Origin of the sequence: Nonomuraea sp. NPDC050790, assembly GCF_044456745.1 — a bacterium.
Classification (GTDB): domain Bacteria; phylum Actinomycetota; class Actinomycetes; order Streptosporangiales; family Streptosporangiaceae; genus Nonomuraea.
In genome coordinates this window covers 1,154,911-1,170,567 of the sequence record NZ_JBITGF010000001.1, presented here as the reverse complement: position 1 = coordinate 1,170,567, position 15,657 = coordinate 1,154,911, and the positions used below count along the sequence as shown (strand labels likewise).

Below are 15,657 nucleotides of genomic sequence, written 5' to 3'. Positions count from 1 at the left end.
GAGCTTCGCTGTCATCGCTCTCCCTGAACGGTGGTAAATGTATGAACGTTTGTATAGCATGCTGCCATTCGGACAGGCAATACCTGGCCAAATAACCCTCAGTTACTCATGTACGATCGTTCATATTGAGGAGTCCTGAATGATCGAGAAGACCGCTGAGGCCGTCGTGGTAGGCGGCGGCCTGTCCGGCCTCACCGCCGCCTACCGGCTGGCTTCCGGAGGCGTGGACACGGTCGTCCTGGAGGCGGGCGAGCGCGTCGGCGGCCGCGTGTGGAACATCCCCCTCCCCGGCGGCAAGCCCACCGAGGCCGGCGCCATGTACGTGTGCGCGAGCCAGCGCGAGATCCGCACCCTCGCGGCCGAGGTGGGCGTCGAGCTCTTCCCCTCCTTCAAGGACGGCATCGGCGTCGCCCACCTGGGCGGCCGCCGCTTGGAGTACACGGACGGCCTGCCCGGCCTGCCCCACGACGCGGTCCGCGAGTACGCCGCCGCGCACAGGGCCATGGAACGCACCGAGCCCGGCGACCCGCGCCTCGATGCCCTTGACCTCGCCGCCTGGCGGGACGAGCAGATCCACGACCCGCTGGCCAGGCAGTTGTTCGACTGCTCCGTCTCCGCGTGGTTCGCCGCGCCGCCGGCCGAGATCTCCTTCGCCTACGCCCTGCACGCCACCGCCACCTGCGGCGGGATTCGGCCGATGCTGCGCGACCAGGACTCCGTGCTGAGGTTCGCCGCCGGGTCGCAGGCGCTGCCCGACGCGCTGGCGGCGTACCTGGGTGAGCGGGTGTGTCTCGGCGAGCCGGTCCGCGAGGTCGAGCGGGACGGGAGCGGGATCGTGGTCAGCACGCCCGGCCTGCTCGTGCGGGCCCGCCGGGTGATCATGGCGATCGGGCCGGCCGCGACCGGGCCCGTCGCCTTCCGTCCCGGACTGCCGCGCGCGCGTGCGGCGCTGGCCTCTGGCTGGGTGCGGGGGCCGCTCATCAAGACCAACGTGGTCTACGACGAGCCGTTCTGGCGGAACCAGGGGCTGTCGGGCTCCGGCTTCACCGATCTCGGCGCGGTGCCCGGCTTCCTGGACGCCTCGCCGCCCGACGGCTCGCCCGGGGTGCTCGCGCTCACCGCCTTCACCTTCTCCGAGCGGCATTTCCGCGGCAACCCTCCGGCCTTCACCGATGATCATCGAGTACGGCGTGCCGCCACTCTGGAAGCCCTGGCCGCCTGCCTGGGTCCCCAGGCGGCCCGGCCGGTGGCGTACCTGGAGACCGACTGGCGGCGGCAGCCGTACGTCTTCGGCTGTCAGGGCGGCCTGCGGCCCGGCGCGCTCACCGCGGCGGGACCCGCGCCACACGCGCCCTCGGACGGCCTGCACTGGGCCGGGACGGAGAGCGCCGATCGGTGGACGGGCTGGATGAACGGCGCGGTCCAGGCGGGCGAGCGCTGCGCCCGCGAGGTCCTCGACCGGCTCTGAGGAGAGATCATGACCGAGGTCCTGCTGTTCGGCGACGACCCGTCGGGCTACGGCGAGGTGCCCTTCGCGAGCAACCTCGCGGTGTCCTTCCCCACGGACACCGCGGGCTTCCTGCGCTTCCCGGCGGACGGGCACCTGCGCGGCTGGACGCTCGCCTACGACGAGACGCTGTATGTCATCGAGGGCGAGCTGACCGTGATCGAGGGCGGGCGGGCCGTGCGGGTCGCCGCCGGTTCCGCCTGCTTCATCGGCGCGGGCGCGACGGTCGACTATCAGGCGAGCGCCGGCACCCGCGCCTTCTTCGTGATCCGACCGCAGGTCAACCGTCAGCGGCCGGGAGACGCTCCCGCCTGACCCGGATGCCGGCCGCCTCGCGGTCCCAGGTGTCGGCGGTGATCCCGGCGGCGCGCAGCAGGTGCTTGCGCACCTTGTTCGTCGGCGTCTTGGGCAGCTCGGCCACGACGCGGACATAGCGCGGCACCATGTAGTGCGGCATGTGCTCCACGCAGAAGGCCACGAACCCGGCGGGATCGACGGTCTGGCCGGGGATCGGCGCCACGACCACGAGCACCTCGTCCTCGCCGTGCTCGCTCGGCACCGCGACGGCGGCCACCTCCCTGACTCCCGGGTACGCGGCGGCGCCGGTCTCCAGCTCGAAGGAGGAGATGTTCTCGCCCCGGCGGCGGATGGCGTCCTTGACCCGGTCGACGAAGAAGTACTCGCCGTCCGGCTCACGGCGGAAGGCGTCACCGGTGTGGAACCATCCGTTGCGCCAGGCCGCCGCGCTCGCCTCGGGCATCGCGTGGTAGCCGTGGTTCATCGCCCAGGGCGCGGCCGTTCTGACGATCATCTCGCCGGTCTCGCCGTGTGGCACCTCCCGGTCGTGCGCGTCCACCAGCCGCACCTCGGCGCCGGGGCGGACCCGGCCGCAGGCCCCCGCCCTGTCCGGGTTGCGCTCCGAGAGCAACGGCGTGCTGACCTCGGTCATGTTGAACAGCGTGTAGACGTCGACGCCGAAGCGCCGGGCGAAGGCCCGGGCGTTCTCGCCGAGCGGCACCATGCAGACGGTACGCAGCGGGTGGTCCCGGTCGTCCGGTCCCGGCTCGCGTGCGGTCAGGAACGACGTCATGGCGCCCAGCAGCGTGCAGGCGGTGGTGCCGGTACGGCGGACCAGTTCCCAGAACGAGCGGGTGTCGAAGCCGTCCACCACCGCCACCGAGGCGCCGACGTACAGGGCCAGGGCGACGCCGATCGTGCCGCCGCCGTGGAAGAGCGGCAGCTGGACCAGGTACCGGTCGCCCGCGCCGATGACGCCGGCGGATGAGGCCACCGCCGTCGTCCACAGGTGCGCGTACGAGCACATCACGCCCTTGCTCGCCCCGGTCGTGCCGGAGGTGTAGAGCACGCCGTAGGTGTCCCAGGGTCGCGGCGTGTACGTCGAGACCCGGCGCGGGGCGGCCGGGAGGTCGCCGACCGGCACCGTGTCGAGGCCGGTGACCTCGGGCGCGGCGTGGCCGGGGACCAGGACGGTACGCAGCGCCGCCGTCTCCACCGAGGCCAGCCTGGGCGCGAGGGTGGGATGGACGACCGCCAGCCGGGCGCCGGAGTTGGCCAGCACGTGCTCCAGGAACCTGCCGCGCAGGGCGGTGTTGACGGGTACGTACACGGCGCCGAGCTCGTTGAGCCCGAACCAGGTGCGCAGGGCGTCCGGCCCGTTGGGCAGCCAGGAGACGACGAGGTCGCCGGGCCGTACGCCGTGCTCGTGCAGGATCTCGGCCATGGCCAGGGTCTCGTGGAGTACCCGCGCACCCGTCCACTCCTCGCCGTCCTGGAAGACGGCGAAGACCTCGCCGGGACGCTCCTCGGCGCGGCGGCGCAGTACCAGGGGCACCACGCACTCCGCGGCCTCGGGGGTCGTGGTGAAGGCGGTGCTCATGCCGCCGTCCCCAGCACGCGGGCGGCATTGGAGTAAAGCCAGCGGCGCACGGTGCCCTCGTCGAGCGGCAGCGCGCGTACCTCGTCGGCCAGTTCGCCCGCCGACATCTCGTGCACCCAGCCGACGCTGCCGAACAGGACCTTGTTCCTGATCGTGGCCCGGCCGTGGGCCAGCAGCGGCTCCCAGCCTGAGCCCGCAGCCGCCATGTGCGACGGCCGGTGGGTGGAGAACTCCAGGTAGACGTTGGGATGGCGCTGGCAGAGCGCGACCATTTCCATCATCCAGGGCCAGCCGCCGTGACCGGCGACGATCACCAGGTCCGGGTGGGCCCGCGCGATCGCGTCCAGTTGCCGCCACGCGCAGTGGTCCACGGGCACCCGGGGCGAGAGGTTGTGCCCGGCGTGGATCCAGACCGGCACGCCCAGGCGCTCGGCCTCGGCGTAGACCGCCTGGCTGGCGGCCGAGAGCGGGTCGGCGACGTCGGTGAAGTGCGTCACCGACACCCCGCCCATGCCGAGGTCGCCCACGCACCTGCGCATCTCCTTGAGTGCCGCCTGTTCGTCGCGCAGGCTCAGCCCCGCCCAGGCGCGCAGCCGGTCCGGGTGGCGGCGGGCGAAGTCGGCCGCCCGGTCGTTGAGCAGCCCGCCCGAGCGCAGCGGCGTCATGCCGCCGTGGATCACCTGCAGCGCCACCCCACCGGCGGCCAGCTCCTCCACGTACCGGTCGATGTCCACGTCCAGCCGGCCGGTGGACAGAAGGAGCCGCACCACCTCCTCCGGTCCGCGCTCCAGCGCCTTCTGGTACGCCGCGTGCTCGACCCCCGCCAGCCCGCAGAACCGCCTCCCGAACAGCCGCAGATAGTTCGGGCAGTCGGCGGCGAACCAGCTCAGGTACGACTCCCACGACTCGGCGTCGAGCACGACCCCCGCCATGTCGATGACCGCGTCGCCGCTCACCGGGAAGGCCCCTCGAGGATGGTGATGAGGCAGACGCATTCGCCGGGATCGCCGCCGATGTTCTGGGTGAGCGCGAGCGTGCGCCCGTTGTCGATCTGCCGGTCCCCGGCCTCGCCGCGCAGCTGCAACCAGCTCTCGAAGATCATCCTGATGCCGGAGGCGCCGAGCGGGTGCCCGAACGCCTTCAGCCCGCCGTCCGGGTTGACCGGCAGCGCGCCGTCGCGGTCGAAGACCCCGCCCACCATGTCCTTCCAGGCGGTGCCGCGGGCGGAGAAGCCCAGGTCCTCCATCAGGACGATCTCGGTGATGGTGAAGCAGTCGTGCACCTCGGCGAAGGACAGCTCCGCCCGCGGGTCGCCGATGCCGGCCTGCGCGTACGCGCTGCGCGCGGCGGCCACCGCCTCGGGGAAGGAGGAGAAGTCGTGGCCGGGGTCCATGGCGCCGGTACCCGGGCCGGCAGCCAGGGCTAGCGCCTTCACCAGGACGGGCTTGCCGGTGTAGCGGCGCGCGTCCTCGGTTCTGGTGATCACCACGGCGGCCGCGCCGTCGGCCAGCCCGCCGCAGTCGAGCAGGCTCAGCTTCCCGGCCAGCAGCGGCTGCCGGTCGATCACCTCCTTGGGGATCTCCCGCTGGAAGTACGCGCGGGGGTTGAGCGCGCCGTTGCGGTGGTTCTTCCACGCGACGTGGGTCATGGCCGCGCGCAGGTCGGCGTCGGCCACGCCGTGGCGCCGCGCGTAGCCGCTGGCCAGGTAGCCGAAGGTGCCGGGGGGCGTGTGCGGCACCGCCGTACCGTCGTCGAAGAACTCGAAGAACGGGATGCCGGCCTGTCCCGAGTCCATGACCTTCTCCACGCCGATCGCCATGACCACGTCGTACGCGCCGGCGGCCACGGCGTAGCAGGCGTTGCGGAAGGCGTCGGCGCCGGTGGCACAGAAGTTCTCGACCCGGGTGACGGGCTTGTTGTCCAGCTTGAGCGGCTTGGACAGCGCGGTGCCCGCGTGCCCGGAGCCGAACGTGCCCAGCCAGAACGCGTCCACGTCGGCCAGGTCGATGCCCGCCGACGCGGCGGCCTCGTTGGCTGCGGCGATGAGCAGGTCGTCGGCCCCGGCGTCACGGCGCTCGCCGAAGCGTGTGCATCCGGCGCCCACCACGGCCACTCTGCCGTTGATTCCCCTGTCGGCCATCAGTACTGCTCCCCTCGTTCCGGGCGGGCCTTCCAGTAGTAGTTGTGCACGCCGTCGCGGCTGTGTGTCCTGCGTACGGCCATGCGCACCCGCAGCCCGGTCCGCGCGCCGTCCGGCACCGTGTCGGTGAACTCGCACTGCAGCCGGCCGCCGCCGTCGAAGTCGACGGTCCCGTAAATCAGCGGCGGGTTCGGCGACCAGGCCAGCCGGTCCACGGTGGCGATCGAGACGGTGGCGGGCAGGCCGGCCACCGGGTCGGGCCGCATCCGGTCGAGCGCGCGGCAGGCGCCGCACACCCGCTGGGGCGGAAGGTGGCGGGTGTCGCAGGCGAGGCAGCGCGAGCCGACGAGGCCGAGCTTCCACGCGCCGATCCGCCGGGCGGCGGGGGCGGCGAGTTGTGGCGGCAGCGGGCGGCGCATGGGCTCGCGCGGCAGGAATCCGCGCCAGGTGACGTAGGTGGCGTAGCTCAGGTCGTCGCTGGAGTGCTCGATCTGGGCGGCGGTCGGCCAGGCGCTGCGCCGTTCGGCGAGCAGGTCGGTGGTGCGGAACAGCAGCGCGTCGGCGCCTTCCGTCAGGACGACGAGCGCGATCACCTCCCCCGGTCCCGCCCGGTCCAGGATCGTGGCCAGGCGCAGCGCCGGGTGCGCGGTGCCGGTCTCACCGACCGAGTCGAGCAGGTCGTCGGCCGCCGCGTGCTCCTCGACGCCGGCCGCGGCACGGACCGCGGCGGCGATCCGCCGGCTCGCGCCGGTGACGACGAGGTGGTCGACGTCGGCCGCGGTCAGACCGGCGGACTTCAGCGCCTCCTCCAGCGCCAGCCGTCCGGCGGGCACGTGGACCTCCTCGACGAAGCGGTCCTCCCAGTGGCGGGAGTGCCGCTCGCCGGGCTCGCGCCAGCGGCTCAGGAACTCCTCTGTTCTGGCCGCGTCGCCGATCCACTCCGCCACGACCTCTCCGCCGGTGCCCACGACGAGCGCCGCGGCGCCGTCGCCGCCGTCGCGTTCGTCGGCGCCGCCGGGCAGGCCGGCGCGGATGTCGGACAGGACGACGAGGGTGGGCGGGCCCGCGTGCAGTCCGGCCCGCAGGGCGCCCACGCCGGAGCGCACCGCGCCGCCCATGTCGACCGCGGGCACGGACGGGTCGAGCGACAGCACCGCGTGTACGGCGGCGGCGTTGGACCTGTCCAGATAGACAGGGTCCGCGGTGGCGAAGTAGAGGCCCCGCACCTCCTCCGGTCCCGGCAGGCCGCGCAACGCCACCCTGGCCGCCTCGGCGCCCATGGTGGTGGTGTCCTCGTCGTAGGAGGCGACCGTCCTGGAGCCGGTCGCCGGCCTGGTGCCGAGCGCCTCCCCGATGCGCGAGCGGCGGATCCGGTGCGCAGGGAGGTAGCCCCCGTACGCCATGATTCCAGCCAAGATTGAACTCCTTGCTCTATGAACGTTCATTCATATTAAGCATCCGGAGCCGGGATGGCCAGGGGCAGGCCGAGAAGCGCCGCCGCGTTGTCGTGCAGCCAGGCCCGCTCGTGCCGTTCCTCCAGCCCCAGCCCGCGCACGGAGGCGATCGAGCGCTCCTGGGTGGAGGCGTGCGTCCACGCCGCACTGCCGAACACCACCCGGCGGCGCAGCGCCCCCCGAAGATGGAACAGCAGCGGCTCCCACCCGGACCCGGGGGCCGCCATCGCCCCCGGGTCGTGCCCCGAGGTGTCGAGATAGACGTTGGGCTGGCGCATCATCACCGCCACCAGCTCTCCCACGTACGGCCAGCCGCCGTGCCCGGCCACGACCGGCATCCCCGGATAGCGCCCGGCGACCAGGTCAAGCTCGGCCGGGGTGGTCATCGGGCTGGAGCGCGACAGGTTCAGCCCGCAGTGCAGCCACAGCGGCAGCCCCAGGCCGGCGACGTGCCGGTAGATCAGGTGGCTCGCCGGGTCGTCGGCGGGCACGCCCGCCGCGAAGGGCAGCATGACCACCCCGCGCATGCCGAGTGCCACACACCGGTCGATCTCGGCCACCGCCGCCTCGGGGTCGCGCGCGTCGACGCCGCACCAGCCGCTCAGCAGGTCCGGATGCCGGGCGGCGCGCGCGGCCACCCGGTCGTTCACGGTCTCGCCGCCGGGCAGGCGGTAGTGGGAGCCGTGCAGCACCTGGTGGCGGACGCCGGCGGCGCGCAGCCGTGACACGTGGGCGCCGTCGTCGACGGCCAGCCCGTCGGCCAGCGCGGCGAGTGCCGCCGCGGGATCGCGGGCGAGCTGTTCGCGGGTGCGCGCGGGGTCGAGGCCGGCCATCACGCTCATGGCGCCGGCCAGGAACTCCAGGAAGTGCGGCGCGTCCGCCGACAGCCCGCGCAGCAGCGCCAGCCATGAGCCGGAGTCGTGGACGCCGTCACAGATGTCGATGACGGACTGTTCCGTATGAACACTCATTCATATGATGGTGGCAGAAAGGGGCCGACATGGACAGACGGATCTCGGGGCGGCTCGTGCACGCCTGCCTCGCCGGCGCCCGCCGCCGCGGCCTCGACGTCGGCCGGGCGCTCGCCCGCTCGGGCATCGAGCCGGAGGCCCGAACGGTCACCACACAGCAGTACGCCCGCCTGGTCCGGCACCTCTGGACCGCACTCGACGACGAGTTGCTCGGGTTCGGCCCGGCCCCGAGCCGGCTCGGCACCTTCGCGACCATGGCGGCGCTCGCCGTGCACGGCCACGACCTGCGCACCGCACTGCTGCGTGGGGCCGCCTTCTACGACCTGTTCGCCATCGGGGTGACGGTCAGGCTGGTGGAGAGCGGGCGGGAGGCGCGGCTGGAGTTCACGCTGACCGGGTTCCCCCAGCCTGCCGATCACCTGGTCGAGCTGGTGCTGGGGGCGTGGCACCGGTTCGCCAGCTGGCTGGTCGGGGGTGGGCTGGAGCTGCGGCGGGCGGAGTTTCCGCATGGGCGGCCGCCGTACGTGCTGGAGTATGACGCGTTCTACGGGTGCGGGTGCCTGTTCGGGCGGGCGCGGCCCGCGATCGGGTTCGACCGGGCAGCGCTCGACCGGCCGGTGCTGCGCGACGAGGCGGCGCTGACGCCGTTCCTGCGGCGCTACCCGGCCGAGCTGGTCGAGCGCGGGGACTACTCGGGCGACGTCGCCGGGCAGGTCAGGCGGATACTCGCCGAGGGCGGGCCCGACCTGGCCTCGGCCGCCGCCCGGCTGTCCGTCAGCCCCGCCGGCCTACGGCACCGCCTGCGCGCCGAGGGCACCTCCTACCAGCGCGTACGCGACCGGTTCAGACGGGACGCCGCGGTGTCCGCGCTGGCCCGCGGCGACCTGTCCATCGAGGATTTGAGCAGGCGGCTCGGGTTCTCGGAGCCGAGCGCGTTCCACCGCGCGTTCAAACGCTGGACCGGCACGACCCCGCGCGCCTACCGCCCATAACAAGCGGGGGACGCCAGGGTCAGGTAGCACGGACGGCACGGTCATTGGCCGGTTGCGCCGCCGTTCCTACCGTCGGGACCGTGGAAGCCCTCATCTTCGACGCCGTGCGCACGCCGCGCGGCCTCAGCAAACGCGGCGCGCTGCGCGGCATCCGGCCCGTCGACCTCGCCGCGCAGGTCCTGCGCGCCCTGGCCGACCGCAACCACCTGGACGGCCCGCAGGTCGACGACGTCATCCTCGGCTGTGTCAGCCCCGTCGACGAGCAGGGCAGCGACATCGCCCGCATCGCCGCCCTGGTGGCCGGGCTCGACCTCGACACCCCTGGCGTCCAGATCGACCGGTTCTGCGGGTCGGGCCTGGAGGCGGTGAACCTGGCGGCCATGAAGATCCGGTCAGGGTTCGAGGACCTGGTGGTGGCGGGCGGCGTGGAGTCGATGTCCCGCGTGCCGATGGGCTCGACCGGCGGCGCCTGGATGGACGATCCGGAGACGGCGCTGCTTACCGGGTACGTGCCGCAGGGCGTGGCCATCGACCTGCTGGCGACCCTGGAGGGCTACACCCGCGAGGAGGTGGACGCCTACGCGCTGTCGTCGCAGCGCCGTGCCACGCGGGCCAGGGACAAGGGGTACTTCGACCGCTCGCTCGTCGCGGTGACCGGTCCTGACGGCCTCGCCGTACTGGATCATGACGACGCGATCAGACCCCAGACCACGATGGAGGGGCTGGCCGGGCTGTCGCCGAGCTTCGCCCTGGCGGGCGAGACGTTCGACGCGGTCGCCATCGGCCGCTACCCCCAGGTCGAGCGGGTCGAGCACATCCACACCGCGGGCAACTCCTCCCAGATCGTGGACGGCGCCGCCGCCATGCTGATCGGCGGCGCGGCCGTGGGCGAACGGCTGGGCCTGACGCCACGCGCCAGGATCGTCGCGACCGCCGTGGTCGGAACCGAGCCGACACTGATGTTCACCGGCCCGGTCCCCGCCACCCGAAAGGCGCTGGCCAGGGCCGGCCTCACGCTCGACGACATCGACCTCTTCGAGGTCAACGAGGCGTTCGCGACCGTGGTGCTCAAGTACGCCCGCGACCTCGACCTGTCCCCCGACCGGATCAACGTCAACGGCGGCGCGATCGCGCTCGGGCACCCGCTCGGCGCCACCGGCTGCATCATCCTCGGCACCCTGCTGGACGAGCTGGAGCGCCGGAACCTGCGGCGCGGCCTGGCCACCCTGTGTGTGGGCGCCGGCATGGGCATCGCCACGATCATCGAGAGGGACGTGTGATGGCGATCGGCTACCACCGCGACGACGACGGCATCGTCACGCTCACACTCGACCGGCACGACCGGCCGGTCAACACGCTCGACGCCGCCTTCGGCACCGCCCTGACCGCGGCGCTCGACCGCCTGGAGTCGGAGCGCGAGCACGTCACCGGCGTGATCGTCGTCTCGGCCAAGGCGACCTTCGCCGTCGGCGCCGACCTCGACCAGGTCTACGCCCTCACCCCCGCGGACGCGGCCGGGTTCGCCGGGCAGCTCGACCGCACCAAGGACGCCTTCCGCAGGCTGGAGCGCCTCGGCCGGCCCGTGGTGGCCGTGATCGGCGGCACCGCGCTCGGCGGCGGGCTCGAACTGGCCCTCGCCTGCCACCACCGCCTCTGCGCCGACGACCCGGCGATCCGCCTCGGCCTTCCCGAGGTCACCTTCGGGCTGCTGCCCGGCGGTGGCGGGGTGGTGCGGACCGTCCGCCTGCTGGGCCCCGCCGCCGCCCTGCCCCTGCTCATGGAGGGAGAACGGCTGCCGCCCCGCCGGGCGCTCGACGCCGGGCTCGTGGACCGGCTCGTCCCGGCCCGCGAACTGATCGGAGAGGCCCGCGCGTGGATCGCCGCCCACCCCGATGCCACACAACCGTGGGACGACCAGGCGCCCGCCGCTCCCCCGCGCTTCTTCGAGACCGCCGCCGCCCGCCTGTATGCCAGGACCCACGGCACCCTGCCCGCCCAGGAGCGGATCCTCGCCTGCGTGGCGGAGGCCGTCCGGGTGGACGTCGACACCGCTCTGCGCACCGAGACCCGGCACCTGGTCGCACTCGCCACCGGCCAGGTGGCCAAGAACATGATCGGCTGTCACTGGTACGCCCGCAACGAGGTCACCAGGCGGGCCAGGTCCACCGGCGGGGTTCGGCGACTCGGCGTGATCGGCGCCGGGATGATGGGCGCCGGGATCGCGGCGGTCGCCGCCGCGGCGGGCATCGAGGTGGTGCTCACCGACGTGAGCGCGGAGGCGACCGAGCGCGGGCACGACGAAGTCGTACGCCGGCTGAGGCGGCAGGTCGCCCAAGGCAGGATGAGCGCCGCCACCTGCGGCGTGGCCGTCGACCACCTCGCCGGACCCGGCACCGCGATCGCCGGGTGCGATCTCGTGGTCGAGGCCGTCTTCGAGGACCGCGCGCTCAAGCGCCGCGTGCTGGCCGGCGCCGAGGACGGCACCGCCGTGCTCGCCTCCAATACCTCCACGCTGCCGATCACCGGGCTGGCCGAGGGGCTGCGGGCCCCCGGTGACCTGGTCGGTCTGCACTTCATCTCGCCCGTGGAGCGCGTACCGCTGCTGGAGGTCGTGCGCGGCGAACGCACCGGGGACGCCGCGCTCGCGCTGGCCTTCGCCTTCGCCCGGCAGATCGGCAAGACGCCGATCCTCGTCGACGACGGCCCCGGCTTCTACACCTCGCGGGTCTTCGTCTCCTACACCGCCGAGGGCGCGGCCATGCTCACGGAGGGCGTACCGGCGGCACTCGTGGAGAACGCCGCCCGCGGGGCGGGCATGGCCGTGGGCCCGCTGGCGGTCAGCGACGAGGTCGCCCTGGCCACCATGCTCAGGGTGCGCCGCCAGAACGAGGCGGACGCGGCGGCCGACGGCCGCGAGCTGGGCCACGCCACCGCCTACGGCGTCTTCGCCTGGATGGTCGAGGAGATGAACCGCCCTGGACGGGCCGGGGGCGGCGGCTTCTACGACTACCCCGATCGGGCGCGCAAGCGGCTGTGGCCGGGGCTGGCCGGGCGCTTCGGCGGCGACCGGCCCATTCCCGAGCGGGACGTGCGCGAGCGGCTGCTGTTCGCCCAGGCGCTGGAGAGCGTGCGCGCCCTGGAGGACGGGATCCTGACCTCCACCGCTGACGCGAACGTCGGCAGCGTGCTCGGCCTCGCCTTCGCGCCGTGGTCGGGCGGCACACTCCAGTACGTCAACCAGTACGGCCTGCGCGCCTTCACCGAACGCGCCGACCGGCTGGCCGACGCCTATGGCGAGCACCTGCGCCCGCCGTCCCTGCTACGGGGCCGGATCGAGCCCTTCTGACAGGACCGGCAGCTCCAGCCGCGACGGATACGGCACGCTGTGGTGGACGGTCTGGTGGGCGACCACCCCGGCGGCGTCGGTGCCGACCGGCTCGCCGGTGTTCATGTTGCGGTCGTAGGCGGGGAAGTCGCTGCTGGTGATCTCCAGGCGGACACGGTGTCCTGCCGGGAAGCGCCACGCGGTGTGGCCGAGGCCGATGGTGTACTCCTCGACCGCTCCCGGCTCCAGGAGTTGCTCGGCGTCCGGTCCGTGCCGGTGGCGGGCGCGCTGCACGCCACCGGCCGCGGCCAGCGCGCGGCCGTCGGGGAAGACGTCGACGAGTTTGGCGGCGAAGTCGGTGTCGCGGGCCGACGACGCCGCGAACAGCCGTACCGCCACCTGGCCCACCACGTCGAGCGGTTCGTCCAGGACGGACGAGGTGTAGCACAGCACGTCGGGGCGCTCCTCCAGCCGGGAGCGGTCGAGCGGGCCCGGCACCAGCCGGCCCAGGTTGACCACCCGGCCGCCGCGGGTGGGGACGGGGTCGTCCGGGTCGTAGGAGTAGTGGTCGGGGCGCTCGTCCGCCGGAGGCCGCGCGCCCAGGCGGCCGTCGTCCTCCAGGTACAGCGTCCTGAGCTCGCCGGGAGGCGGCCAGCGGTCCGCCTCGCGCCATTCGTCGGCGCCCATGAGGAAGTACCGGACGGCGGGCGCGGCGGATGGGGCGCCCCGCACGTGTTCGTCGAAGAAGGCCAGGTGCTGGGCGGACAGGCCGAGCACCGAGGCGTCGCCGCGGGCGGAGAAGCTGACCTCGCCCTGGCAGTAGCCGAGCCGGCCGTCGTGCGACCAGGGGCCCACGATGAGCCGGTGCCGGTCGCCGTGGATCGCGCGCAGGCGCAGGAAGCTCTCGATGGTGGAGTCGCAGTGGTTGTCGAACCAGCCGGTGACGCTCAGGGCGGGCACCTCGACGGCTTCGTAGGCGAACGACTCGGCGATGCCCGGCGTGCCGTACGCCAGCATCTTCCCCACGTCGAGCGGGAAGCCGGGCACCGCGGCGAACTGCGGCAGGTCCTTCAGCGGCAGCGTGCGCAGGGCGGCGGCCGGGTCGGTGGCGAGCTCCCACAGCTCGTAGGCGGCGCCGGGGTCGGCGGGACGCCCGGCGGCCCGCTCGCGCTCCAGCCAGTCCATGGCCATGAACGCCAGCCACGCCATGACCTCGTTGACGCGCATGACGCCGCCGGCGGCGCGGTCGAGTTCGGCGCTGCTGGTCATCCCGGGCGCGATCGCGCGCAGGTGCGGCGGGCGTTCGGCGGCGCCGAGCAGTTGCACGATCCCGAGGTAGGAGGCCCCGGCCATGACGACGTTGCCGTCGCACCACGGCTGCGCCGCGGCCCATTCCACGCTGTCGTGGGTGTCGCGGGCCTCCTGCTCGGCCATGAAGATCGTCCACTCGCCGTCGGAGCCCGCGCGGCCGCGCGTGTCCTGCACGACGCAGGCGTAGTCGCCCTGCACGCATTCGAGCGGGCGCAGGAAGTCGTTGTTGGTCCCCGTTCGTCCGTACGGCGTGCGGATCAGCACGGCGGGGCGGCGGCGCCCGTCGTCCGGCATCCAGACGTCGCCGCGCAGCACGACGCCGTCGCGCATGGGCATCTCCGCGTCGCGCAAGATCGTGATCGGGGCCTTCACAGCACGGCCTTGTAGACGGCCTCGACCAGCGACCTGACCCGGAAGTCGCCGCCTTCCAGCAGCTCGGAGCCGCGGTTGGGCACGTAGCCGAACCCCAGCCCGCGTTCGGGGTCGGCGAAGGCGAACGAGCCGGTGGCTCCGCTGCCGCCGAACAGGCCCGTGAGGTTGTCCGGCGCGGGCCAGAAGGGCCCTCCCGGGACGAGGAAGCCGAGCCCCCAGGCGGTGCGGACCTTGAGGAGCTCGTCGATGCCGTCCGACTGCGGGGTGCGGATCTTGTCGACCAGCCAGGGCGAGAAGAGCCGGACGCCGTCGACCTCGCCGATCATGGCGGCGAAGTAGCGGGCCAGGGAGTGGGCGGAGGCGACGCCGTCCATGGAAGGGCTCTCGACCTGGTAGGTGCGGGGGTTGTTGGAGTCGTCCCACTGCTGGGTGACGCTGCCGTAGAAGGCGCGGTAGCTCAGGGTGTCCGGATCGCCCAGCGCCTGGACGAAGTCCGCCATCTCCGGCACCTGCATGCCGAGTTGGACGGACTGCTCGTCCGGGAGGACCATCTTGGCCAGCCGGGGCAGCGCGGCGTCGGGCACGCGGACGTAGCAGTCGAGGCCGAGCGGGCCGGTGATCTCCGCTTCGAGGTACGCGCTCAGCGTCATCCCGCTCACGCGGCGGACGATCTCCCCGGCGAGGTGGCCGATGGTGACGCCGTGGTAGCCGTGCCGGGTGCCGGGTGGCCACTCCGGGGTGGCCGCGGCGAGGGTCTCGGTGATCGGGGTCCAGTCGCGCAGGTCCTCCCAGGTGACCGGGCGCGTGTGCATGCTGGGCAGGCCGGCGCGGTGGGCGAGCAGGGTGCGGACGGTGATGCCGCCCTTGCCGTTCTGGGCGAACTCGGGCCAGTAGCGCGCGACCGGCGCCTCCAGGTCCACCTCGCCGCGTTCGACCAGCAGCAGCAGCGCGCCGGACGCGAACGTCTTGCAGGTGGAGGCGATGGCGGCGATCGTGTCCCGGTTCCACGGGCGGTGGGTGTCCGGGTCGGCCTCGCCACCCCACAGGTCGACGACGGGGCCGCCGTGCCGATAGACGGCCAGCCCGGCGCCGACCTCGCCGCTGTCGGTGAAGTTGCGCTCGAACGCCTCGCGGACCCCCTCGAAACCGGGGGCGACGGTGCCTTGGACATGGGTCATGACAGATCCTCTCCTCATCTCTACCGACCGGTCGGTCGATTCTAGGACCATATCGACCGACCGGTCGGGCGGCAACTGTCAGGGTTGCGCCCGGCGCTGCCGTCCTCGGCGGCTTGTGAAACCTCTTCGTGCGTGACGATCGGTGAGGCCCGCCCCCAGGGCGGGCCTCGTCGGCGGCGTTCGCCCCGGCGCTGAGCCGGGCACCGTTCAACCGGTTAAGGGTCGGCTCGGCGGCCGGGGCAAGAACGTCGGCGTGGCAGCTGACGCGATCGCGTCAGACAGACCTGCACGGTGGCCTCCACCGCGTGCGGGGGAAGGTGCGGCTAGAGCGCGACGGCGGCCGTCGTTCAGGCCGTTGATCTCGTGCTGGGCGTGCACCCAGGCCGGCCGGCAGACCGGCCGCCACCACCTGGCCGCTGCCCTGGCCGCCTGCCTCGGCGAATATCCGGCCTGGCGGCGGCAATTGGAGGATCAGCTGCACCGATATCGGCGTCGGCTGCAGGACGTGGC

General features: G+C 73.3%; 12 protein-coding genes. 5 read left to right on the top strand and 7 right to left on the bottom strand.

Annotated features, from left to right (window positions below; translation table 11 throughout):
• Positions 1-139: 139 nt before the first annotated feature.
• Together ACIBEJ_RS05205 and ACIBEJ_RS05200 are read left to right on the top strand one after the other, a co-directional pair.
• Positions 140-1,468 (top strand): flavin monoamine oxidase family protein, encoded by a 1,329-nt coding sequence (locus tag ACIBEJ_RS05205; RefSeq protein WP_397181322.1) that lies wholly within the window; start codon positions 140-142, stop codon positions 1,466-1,468.
• 9 nt (positions 1,469-1,477) lie between these two features.
• Positions 1,478-1,822, top strand: coding sequence for a cupin domain-containing protein (locus ACIBEJ_RS05200; protein WP_397181321.1), 345 nt, complete (start codon positions 1,478-1,480; stop codon positions 1,820-1,822).
• Here ACIBEJ_RS05200 and ACIBEJ_RS05195 read toward each other — a convergent pair.
• Genes ACIBEJ_RS05195 through ACIBEJ_RS05175 form a run of 5 tightly spaced genes read right to left on the bottom strand, consistent with a single transcriptional unit; the run spans position 1,788 to position 7,969 of the window.
• Positions 1,788-3,404, bottom strand: a complete 1,617-nt coding sequence (locus tag ACIBEJ_RS05195) for an AMP-binding protein (protein ID WP_397181320.1) — start codon at positions 3,402-3,404, stop codon at positions 1,788-1,790. The genes ACIBEJ_RS05200 and ACIBEJ_RS05195 overlap by 35 nt on opposite strands.
• Positions 3,401-4,360 carry an amidohydrolase family protein gene (locus tag ACIBEJ_RS05190; protein WP_397181319.1) on the bottom strand — a complete coding sequence of 320 codons (960 nt, stop codon included), beginning with the start codon at positions 4,358-4,360 and terminating at the stop codon, positions 3,401-3,403. The genes ACIBEJ_RS05195 and ACIBEJ_RS05190 overlap by 4 nt, the downstream gene beginning before the upstream one ends.
• Positions 4,357-5,544 (bottom strand): acetyl-CoA acetyltransferase, encoded by a 1,188-nt coding sequence (locus tag ACIBEJ_RS05185; RefSeq protein WP_397181318.1) that lies wholly within the window; start codon positions 5,542-5,544, stop codon positions 4,357-4,359. The genes ACIBEJ_RS05190 and ACIBEJ_RS05185 overlap by 4 nt, the downstream gene beginning before the upstream one ends.
• Complete coding sequence (locus ACIBEJ_RS05180; protein WP_397181317.1) at positions 5,544-6,959, bottom strand: OB-fold domain-containing protein; 1,416 nt, start codon at positions 6,957-6,959, stop codon at positions 5,544-5,546. The genes ACIBEJ_RS05185 and ACIBEJ_RS05180 overlap by 1 nt, the downstream gene beginning before the upstream one ends.
• A gap of 35 nt (positions 6,960-6,994) precedes the next feature.
• Positions 6,995-7,969 carry an amidohydrolase family protein gene (locus ACIBEJ_RS05175; protein WP_397181316.1) on the bottom strand — a complete coding sequence of 325 codons (975 nt, stop codon included), beginning with the start codon at positions 7,967-7,969 and terminating at the stop codon, positions 6,995-6,997.
• Positions 7,970-7,998: 29 nt separating this feature from the next.
• On the opposite strand from ACIBEJ_RS05175, the gene ACIBEJ_RS05170 reads away from it, so the two are divergent.
• The 3 genes from ACIBEJ_RS05170 (at position 7,999) to ACIBEJ_RS05160 (ending at position 12,307) form a co-directional block, all read left to right on the top strand.
• On the top strand, positions 7,999-8,961 hold the full coding sequence (locus ACIBEJ_RS05170; protein WP_397181315.1) for an AraC family transcriptional regulator: 963 nt from the start codon (positions 7,999-8,001) through the stop codon (positions 8,959-8,961).
• An 80-nt stretch (positions 8,962-9,041) separates the two neighbouring features.
• The gene (locus ACIBEJ_RS05165) at positions 9,042-10,241 is read left to right on the top strand and encodes an acetyl-CoA C-acetyltransferase (protein ID WP_397181314.1); all 1,200 of its coding nucleotides are present in this window, start codon (positions 9,042-9,044) and stop codon (positions 10,239-10,241) included.
• Positions 10,241-12,307: a 3-hydroxyacyl-CoA dehydrogenase NAD-binding domain-containing protein gene (locus ACIBEJ_RS05160; RefSeq protein WP_397181313.1), complete on the top strand. Its 2,067-nt coding sequence runs from the start codon at positions 10,241-10,243 to the stop codon at positions 12,305-12,307. Before ACIBEJ_RS05165 ends, ACIBEJ_RS05160 begins: the two co-directional genes overlap by 1 nt.
• Here the strand turns inward: ACIBEJ_RS05160 and ACIBEJ_RS05155 are convergent.
• Together ACIBEJ_RS05155 and ACIBEJ_RS05150 are read right to left on the bottom strand one after the other, a co-directional pair.
• Complete coding sequence (locus ACIBEJ_RS05155; protein WP_397181312.1) at positions 12,281-13,969, bottom strand: CocE/NonD family hydrolase; 1,689 nt, start codon at positions 13,967-13,969, stop codon at positions 12,281-12,283. The two genes, ACIBEJ_RS05160 and ACIBEJ_RS05155, sit on opposite strands and share 27 nt — an antisense overlap.
• On the bottom strand, positions 13,966-15,147 hold the full coding sequence (locus tag ACIBEJ_RS05150) for a serine hydrolase domain-containing protein (protein ID WP_397181311.1): 1,182 nt from the start codon (positions 15,145-15,147) through the stop codon (positions 13,966-13,968). Before ACIBEJ_RS05150 ends, ACIBEJ_RS05155 begins: the two co-directional genes overlap by 4 nt.
• Between the last annotated feature and the right edge of the window lie 510 nt (positions 15,148-15,657).

What these genes read in the sequence shown, in the direction of transcription:
- ACIBEJ_RS05205 (WP_397181322.1), top strand. Translation starts at nt 140, where the DNA reads ATGATCGAGAAGACCGCTGAGGCCGTCGTGGTAGGCGGCGGCCTGTCC.
- ACIBEJ_RS05200 (WP_397181321.1), top strand. Translation starts at nt 1,478, where the DNA reads ATGACCGAGGTCCTGCTGTTCGGCGACGACCCGTCGGGCTACGGCGAG.
- ACIBEJ_RS05195 (WP_397181320.1), bottom strand. Translation starts at nt 3,404, where the DNA reads ATGAGCACCGCCTTCACCACGACCCCCGAGGCCGCGGAGTGCGTGGTG.
- ACIBEJ_RS05185 (WP_397181318.1), bottom strand. Translation starts at nt 5,544, where the DNA reads ATGGCCGACAGGGGAATCAACGGCAGAGTGGCCGTGGTGGGCGCCGGA.
- ACIBEJ_RS05175 (WP_397181316.1), bottom strand. Translation starts at nt 7,969, where the DNA reads ATGAGTGTTCATACGGAACAGTCCGTCATCGACATCTGTGACGGCGTC.
- ACIBEJ_RS05170 (WP_397181315.1), top strand. Translation starts at nt 7,999, where the DNA reads ATGGACAGACGGATCTCGGGGCGGCTCGTGCACGCCTGCCTCGCCGGC.
- ACIBEJ_RS05160 (WP_397181313.1), top strand. Translation starts at nt 10,241, where the DNA reads ATGGCGATCGGCTACCACCGCGACGACGACGGCATCGTCACGCTCACA.
- ACIBEJ_RS05150 (WP_397181311.1), bottom strand. Translation starts at nt 15,147, where the DNA reads ATGACCCATGTCCAAGGCACCGTCGCCCCCGGTTTCGAGGGGGTCCGC.